The following is a 7,973-nucleotide window of genomic DNA, read 5'->3' on the forward strand; positions in this document are numbered from 1 at the left end:
CGTCATTCTATAATATATCGTTTACGATAACATCCCTGCTGGGCAGGCACTGAGTATGATGAGTGTCTATCCAACAGGGATTTTTCATCATTATACATTTTCTTCTTTATTTTATAATGCTTGCTAGAATGATTGACTACAGCGATGAGATCGCATTAAATATTAGTATTCGCTAAGCAATCAAAAATGTTGGCGTATAGATAAGGATAGGCTGGGGGTGTCGTCGTGATACTCGTAATCGATAATTATGATTCCTTTACGTATAATCTCGTACAATATTTATCGGAACTTGGTGAAGAAGTTACCGTTTATCGCAATGATGAAATAGATCTCGCAGGAATTGAACAATTGGCTCCTGACCATATTTTACTGTCGCCAGGACCAAGTACACCGAATGAGGCAGGAATAACGCTTGCTGTCATTGAACGCTTCAAAGGCCAGATTCCGATTTTGGGTGTTTGCTTAGGACACCAAGCTATTGGACAAGCATTCGGTGGACGTGTCATCCGTGCGGAACGACCGATGCACGGGAAAACCTCACCGATTTATCATGAGGGGCTTTCTGTGTTTGAAGGACTTCCAAATCCTTTCACAGCTACTAGATATCATTCGCTTATTGTAGAGCTTGATTCATTGCCAGATGATCTTGAAATTACGGCGCAAACTGTCGAAGGTGAAATTATGGGTATGCGTCATAGAGAGTACTCAATAGAAAGTGTACAATTCCATCCGGAATCTATTATTACAGAGCACGGCCATCATATGTTGAAAAACTTCCTTAGCAGGAGAGTGGGTAGATAGATGGTGACGATAGGTTGGAATGGAGAATTAAAGTCGACAGACGAAGCCATGATTTCAGTAGCGGATCACGGTTTTTTGTACGGCATGACCTTATTTGAGACGATAAGGACTTATGGTGGTAAGCCATTTCTGTGGGAGAGACACTTAGAGCGTTTATGCAGCGCCTGTGATGAAGTGGGTATCCTATTGCAGCTTGATGAAAAGAAATTGCGTCAACATATTCGAGAGGTTATGGAGGCAAATCAACTGCCGGAGGCATATATTCGTTTGACCATCAGTGCAGGTGAGCATGGAGAGGGACTACCAATTGGGGATTATACCAATCCACAAGTAATTGTATTTGCTAGGCCGTTACCTCAGCTGCCTGAATCTTTATACGAGACAGGTAAGCCATTACAGCTGTTGAGTACGAGGCGTAGCAGTCCTGAGACTGCAATTCGAGTAAAATCTGGCCATTACATGAACAATATCATTGCAAAGCGTGAATTAAGTAAGTACCCTTCGGCGCAACAAGGGGCAGAAGGGCTGATGTTGAACACTGCATGTAATATTGCAGAAGGTATTGTAAGTAATGTATTTTGGATCAAAGCAGGGCAGTTGTACACGCCTGCAATTGAAACAGGAATATTGCCTGGGATTACTCGAGCTGCTGTGTTGGCATTGGTTGAACAGCAAGGTGTTCGATATGAAGAAGGGGCGTATACTTGGTCTCATCTATTAGAAGCGGATGAGGTATTTCTGACAACTTCCATTCAAGAATTGGTTCCCGTCACACTATTATGCGATACAGAGCAGCAGCGATATGTTGTTGGGGATGGGAGAATTGGTAGGTTGACTAAGAAGCTGCTTGAGCAATATCGTCAAATGGCGACAAGCGGCTAAGCAACAAGAATGACAGTAAAGGGGTGAAGCTTGTGCTGAAGCCGACTATATATACTCATCAGTATGCATTAGGTAAGCAGGGCGAGTTAGGGTTGACACTTGCAGAGCGGACGTTAGTCATGGGAATACTAAATGTAACACCCGACTCCTTTTCGGACGGTGGTAGCTATACAGATGTGGGACGAGCACTGGAACATGCGCATCGCATGGCGGCTGAGGGAGCCGACATATTGGATGTTGGTGGGGAATCCACCCGCCCAGGCTCGGATCCAGTTGGGTTGGAAGAAGAACTTCGTCGTGTGATCCCAGTTATTGAGGCACTGAAGCGTGAGCTTCCGCACATTGCTATTTCCGTTGATACGTACAAAGCGGAAGTTGCAAGGCAAGCACTGGAAGCGGGTGCACATATCATGAATGATATTTGGGGCGGCAAGCTAGATCCAGAAATGGTGCGCGTAGCAGCTGCTTATCAGTGCCCGATTATATTAATGCATAATAGACCGGAACGAAATTACGAGAGCTATATAGAGGATGTAATGCAGGATTTGCGTGAAAGTGCTGCGTTGGCGCTGGAAGCGGGAGTAAAGCGCGAAAACATTTGGCTTGATCCAGGTATGGGGTTTGCCAAAACAGGTGAAGACAATCTGCAATTGATGCATCATCTTGATGAAATGGTTGCTTTGGGGTATCCAGTGCTACTTGCAACATCACGAAAACGGTTCATTCAGAACGTATTAGAAGCTCCTGCTAATGATGTAACAGAGGGTACAGCGGCAACAGTTGCTTTAGGCATTGCTCAAGGTTGTCAAATGGTACGCGTTCATGATGTTAAGCAAATGGTACGCACAGCTCGAATGTGTGATGCAATGCTTTATAAAGAAAGTATTAAGATTTAGATTCAATCAATAAGATGTGAAACATGGTGAGAGCAACAACCGTCAATGGTGGAGTATAGATTCGGAATGATAAGGGAGGAACGTAATCTCATGTTACATAAAGGAAGCGACCAGCAGTCCAATCTGCCTTCAACTACGCGTAAAAGAGTGATACGTCCAGATCGAATGAAGATGGATCGTATGTCTTTCTTCGGTAAGCATGGTGTTTTTGAAGAAGAGCGAAAATTAGGACAACGCTGGTACGTCGATTTGGACATGCAAATGAGTTTGCAGGAAGCGGGTCTCTATGACGATCTGGAACAATCGATCAATTACGCGCTTATCCATGAAACCGTTCGCGTAATTATGGAGGAAGAATCGTATTTGCTAGTCGAGGCACTTGCTGAGCGTATTGCTTCGGTATTGCTGGATACGTACGATCGGATTGAGGAAATAACAGTGCGTGTGACCAAGCCCAACCCGCCGTTTGACATTCGCTTCGAAGGTGTTACCATGGAGATTGTGCGTGCACGTGCGGAAGAAGTAGAGAGGGGCGAAGGCTAGATGCCCGAAGCGCATACTTCTTCATCAAATCGAGGTTGGGTAAAAGCGTTTATTGCGCTTGGTGCTAATCTCGGAGATCGTGAGCATACGCTAAGCGAGGGACTCCACCTTCTTCACAAAAATGAAGATGTGAATGTCCTTCATTGTTCTTCATTATATGAAACCGATCCTGTTGGTTATGTTGATCAACCAGCGTTTCTAAATATGGTTGCTGCGGTAGAGACTACACTAAGTCCCGAGCAGCTACTTGATATCATGCTCGATATTGAACAACAGCTAGGAAGAGTTCGAGAGATTCGTTGGGGTCCACGGACACTGGATCTGGATTTGCTTTCTGTGCAGGAAGTGCAGATGGAAACTGAGAAACTTATTTTGCCTCACCCTCGAATGGGTGAGCGGTTGTTCGTACTAGTTCCGCTTGCTGATGTTGTAACTTCTTCGGATGAACTGTACGCATTCGTCCATGATGCCTTGGGCACAATGGAAGGAAAGGAAGGAATTCGGCTGTGGAAGCGAATCGATTCAGCAAGCGAATTCGTGCGTTCCGAAAGCTTCGTGGAATGACGCAAATTGAACTTGCCGAAATGACAGATGTATCGATCACGGTAATTGGTGAGATTGAGCGTGGCAATCGCTCAATCGATGATCGTCTCCTTCAGCGTATTGCGCAAGCTTTGCGCGTAACAGTAGAAGAACTCGTTGGCAGCTAAAATAATGAATGGATAAGACAGCATAGAATGCTGACAGGGGAAGGAGGGAGAGCACAGTGTTAAAAATTGCAGATATCGAAATGAAAAACCAGGTAGTGCTTGCCCCGATGGCGGGCGTGTGCAATCCGGCATTTCGTCTAATTGCTAAAGAATTCGGAGCGGGCTTAGTCTGTGCAGAAATGGTCAGTGACAAGGCACTCGTTCACGGTAATGAACGAACACGAGAAATGTTGTATGTTGACGACCGTGAGAAGCCACTCAGCTTGCAAATATTTGGAGGCGACCGTGCGTCGCTTGTTGAAGCAGCGAAAATTGTAGATAAGGATTCTAATGCCGATATCATTGATATTAATATGGGCTGTCCTGTACCGAAAATTACAAAGTGTGACGCAGGGGCGCGTTGGTTGCTTGATCCAAATAAAATATACGAGATGGTGTCATCCGTTGTTGATGCTGTAGATAAACCTGTAACGGTTAAGATGCGTATTGGCTGGGATGATGACCACATTTATGTAGTCGAAAATGCGCAAGCTGTTGAACGTGCTGGTGGACAAGCTGTAAGTGTGCATGGACGTACACGTGAGCAACTATACTCTGGAACGGCGGATTGGAGCTACATCAAGCAAGTAAAAGAAGCGGTTAACATTCCAGTCATCGGAAACGGAGATGTCTTCTCGCCAGAAGATGCGAAGCGTATGTTGGATACGACCGGCTGCGATGGTGTTATGATTGGACGAGGTGCGCTCGGAAATCCATGGATGCTTTATCGTACGATCGAATACTTGACATCAGGAGAGCTGTTGCCTGATCCTGCGCCAGAAGAGAAAGTTCGTATTGCTTTGGTGCATATGGACCGCCTTATCGCCCTAAAAGGTGAGAAGGTTGCTGTAAAAGAGATGCGTAAGCATTTGGCGTGGTATCTGAAAGGTCTTCCTGGCGCTGCTCGTGTGAAGGACGCTATTATGGAAGAGAGTCATCGTGACGAAGTGGAGCGCATGCTGGGTGAATATGTCGAACAAGTAAAAGCTGGGGTATTTGACCGTCAGGCGAACCCAAATGCAGCTGTAGATCCTTCGGCTGTTCATTAGTAGGTTACACCGTGATGAAGCGTTTACACAGATGGGTGTTTACGCTCATTGACTTTTACTAATCCATCCCATATAATTCAACATTAGAAAATTCGCCTCATACCTTGAAGTGTAAAAGGTTGACATGCTTCCGCGTTCCAACCATGTTCAAGGCAGTCATCATGATAGCTTGACGCCATATGATGAGAGTAGGGATTCGCATGGATGTGCGGGTAACCGCTCCAATACGACCGGGCCTTAGGTAGGTCGGAGTGCGAAAATATTGATCATGACAGGAGAATCGGTAAGATGAGCGATAAACAAGTTATTCTGACTCAGGACGGTCTGAAGAAGCTGGAGGAAGAGCTAGATAACCTCAAATCCGTTAAACGTCGCGAGGTGGCAGAACGGATTAAAGTAGCTATCGGGTACGGAGATATTAGTGAGAACTCCGAATATGAAGATGCGAAGAACGAGCAGGCGTTTATCGAAGGTCGTGTTCTTACATTAGAGAAAATGCTTCGCAATGCGCGCATTATTAACAATGATGAGATCGACACAGATACAGTAAGCATCGGATCTACTGTCATTGTAGAAGACTTGGAGTTCGGTGACTCGATGGAGTACACAATCGTAGGTACTGCTGAATCTGATCCGTTGAAGAATAAAATTTCAAACGAAAGCCCGGTTGGGAAGGCGATTCTCGGCAAACAAAAAGGAACAGTCGTAGAAGTGAGTGTTCCGGCGGGCGTTATTCAATACAAAATTGTAGATATTAAGCTGTAAAAAATCGTTGCCGCGGTTAAGAGGTTTTATAGCTAGGGAATGAGAACGAGGTGAAGAAGCTTCCATCAGGGGGCTTTTTTCCGTGGTTGTCATATGAGATTGATAGCTACTCCCTTAACTGGTGGCTTTGACACGCATTAGAGCGGTATTCGGTTGTTCTTTATTTTGAGGGACAAGCCGTTACCGCCTTATGCATTTATAAGACTAAACTAGTTAGCCTTGGCCATTGTGAAGTGGGCAGGCTGCAGGTAAGGAGTGAACGATGATGACGGATGTCGTTAATCAAGAAGTAGAGTTAAGTGAATTGTTACAGATTCGCCGTAACAAGTTGGATGAGCTGCGTAAGCTTGGAATCGATCCGTTCGGTGCGAAGTACACGCGTACACATACGGCAAATGATATTTTGAGCAAATATGCGGAAACAACAAAAGAAGAGTTAGAAGAACTTAAAGTAGAAGTTAGTATTGCTGGCCGAATTATGGCGAAGCGTGGTATGGGTAAAGCAAGCTTTTCTCATATTCAAGACTTGTCTGGCCGTATTCAAATTTATGCGCGTCAAGATACAGTTCCTACAGATAAATACACTGCATTCGATATGCTTGATCTAGGGGATATCGTAGGCGTTCGTGGTATTGTGTTCAAAACAAAGACTGGCGAAACGTCCATCAAGGTACTTGATTTGGAAGTGTTGTCGAAGTCTTTGTATCCACTGCCTGAGAAATATCATGGCCTTAAAGACGTCGAGCTGCGCTACCGTCAACGCTATGTAGACCTAATTATGAACCAAGACGTTCAACAAACGTTTATTGCACGTTCTCGTATTATTCAATCGATGCGTCGTTACTTGGATTCACTTGGCTACTTGGAAGTTGAAACACCGACGCTTCATACGATTGCAGGTGGAGCTGCTGCTCGTCCGTTCGTAACGCACCACAATGCACTCGATATGACATTGTACATGCGTATCGCGATTGAACTTCATTTGAAGCGTCTTATCGTGGGCGGTTTGGAAAAGGTATATGAAATTGGTCGTGTATATCGTAATGAAGGTATTTCAACACGCCACAACCCTGAATTCACGATGATTGAATTGTATGAGGCATATGCTGATTACAAAGATATCATGAGTTTGACAGAGAACATGGTTGCTCACATTGCCCAAGAGGTAATGGGTACAACAAAAGTGAACTATCAAGGTCACGAAATTGATTTGACACCACAATGGCGCCGTGTATCCATGGTGGATGCGGTTAAAGAGGTCGTTGGAGTAGATTTCTCTAAACAAATGACGACAGAAGAAGCTCATCAACTAGCGAAAGAGCATAAGGTGCATGTGGAGCCACATTGGACATTCGGCCACATCCTAAATGCTTTCTTCGAACAGTTTGTTGAAGAAACACTTATTCAACCAACGTTTATTACAGGTCACCCATTGGAGATTTCTCCATTGGCAAAGAAAAACGATCAAGATCCGCGTTTCACAGATCGTTTCGAGTTGTTCATTGTTGCTCGTGAACACGCAAATGCGTTTACAGAGCTTAATGATCCAATCGATCAACGTCAACGCTTCGAAGCTCAGCTTACAGAACGCGAACACGGAAATGACGAAGCACACGAAATGGATGATGATTTCATCCGTGCGTTGGAGTATGGTATGCCACCTACAGGTGGACTTGGTATCGGAATAGACCGACTCGTTATGTTACTTACTAACGCACCGTCCATTCGTGATGTACTATTGTTCCCGCATATGCGGGATCGTTCTAACAATTAATAAATGGTTTAGACCGCGTCGTCGAGACGCGGTCTTTTATTTATAATGTTGTGTTAGAATCGTTAAGTGCTAATTAGAGTTTGAATCGCTAAAATAGAAGTAGGGCTTTAACATTTGTGTAGGATCGGAACACAGATTAACTTTGTAGTATATTTACCTTAATATGGACGGTTGTGAAAGGTTGACGTTAGTAGCACTGATATGATAAATTAATCAAGTCGCTTCGGTGCGTAACAAAAATTAAAAAACAAATTGCTAAGAAGCAATGAAGTTTTTGAAAAAAAGTTGTTGACATCGAAACTTCAAAATGATATATTATAAAGGTCGCCACTGAGAAACACGGCGAACGAGAGCGAAAGAAAACGAATCGAAAGATGAGTGATCTGAGCTAAATTGTTCTTTGAAAACTGAACAACGAGTGAAACGTTTGATATAAGAAATTCAGCAATGAATTTCGTCAGCATTACAAATGAGCAAGTCAAACACTTTTATGGAGAGTTTGATCCTGGCTCAG

9 protein-coding genes are annotated in these 7,973 nt (G+C 44.2%); all 9 read left to right on the plus strand.

Features of this window, described 5'->3' with window-relative positions:
• Positions 1-225 precede the first annotated feature (225 nt).
• Positions 226-801 (plus strand): anthranilate synthase component II, encoded by a 576-nt coding sequence (locus FPZ44_RS25825; protein ID WP_144995465.1) that lies wholly within the window; start codon positions 226-228, stop codon positions 799-801.
• Positions 802-1,683 carry an aminotransferase class IV gene (locus FPZ44_RS25830; protein WP_144995467.1) on the plus strand — a complete coding sequence of 294 codons (882 nt, stop codon included), beginning with the start codon at positions 802-804 and terminating at the stop codon, positions 1,681-1,683.
• Between the two features lie 35 nt (positions 1,684-1,718).
• Positions 1,719-2,579 carry a dihydropteroate synthase gene (folP, locus tag FPZ44_RS25835; protein WP_144995489.1) on the plus strand — a complete coding sequence of 287 codons (861 nt, stop codon included), beginning with the start codon at positions 1,719-1,721 and terminating at the stop codon, positions 2,577-2,579.
• Positions 2,580-2,744: 165 nt separating this feature from the next.
• On the plus strand, positions 2,745-3,122 hold the full coding sequence (gene folB, locus FPZ44_RS25840; RefSeq protein WP_144995491.1) for a dihydroneopterin aldolase: 378 nt from the start codon (positions 2,745-2,747) through the stop codon (positions 3,120-3,122).
• Positions 3,123-3,686, plus strand: a complete 564-nt coding sequence (gene folK, locus FPZ44_RS25845; RefSeq protein ID WP_144995469.1) for a 2-amino-4-hydroxy-6-hydroxymethyldihydropteridine diphosphokinase — start codon at positions 3,123-3,125, stop codon at positions 3,684-3,686. It begins immediately after the preceding gene.
• The gene (locus FPZ44_RS25850) at positions 3,683-3,832 is read left to right on the plus strand and encodes a helix-turn-helix domain-containing protein (protein ID WP_309137909.1); all 150 of its coding nucleotides are present in this window, start codon (positions 3,683-3,685) and stop codon (positions 3,830-3,832) included. The genes folK and FPZ44_RS25850 overlap by 4 nt, the downstream gene beginning before the upstream one ends.
• Positions 3,833-3,888: 56 nt before the next feature.
• Positions 3,889-4,920: a tRNA dihydrouridine synthase DusB gene (gene dusB, locus FPZ44_RS25855; RefSeq protein ID WP_144995474.1), complete on the plus strand. Its 1,032-nt coding sequence runs from the start codon at positions 3,889-3,891 to the stop codon at positions 4,918-4,920.
• A gap of 288 nt (positions 4,921-5,208) precedes the next feature.
• Positions 5,209-5,685 carry a transcription elongation factor GreA gene (gene greA, locus FPZ44_RS25860; protein ID WP_144995476.1) on the plus strand — a complete coding sequence of 159 codons (477 nt, stop codon included), beginning with the start codon at positions 5,209-5,211 and terminating at the stop codon, positions 5,683-5,685.
• Between the two features lie 265 nt (positions 5,686-5,950).
• Positions 5,951-7,459 (plus strand): lysine--tRNA ligase, encoded by a 1,509-nt coding sequence (gene lysS / locus FPZ44_RS25865; protein WP_144995493.1) that lies wholly within the window; start codon positions 5,951-5,953, stop codon positions 7,457-7,459.
• Positions 7,460-7,973: the final 514 nt, after the last annotated feature.

It is taken from the genome of Paenibacillus agilis, assembly GCF_007786455.1.
GTDB lineage: Bacteria > Bacillota > Bacilli > Paenibacillales > Paenibacillaceae > Paenibacillus_B > Paenibacillus_B agilis.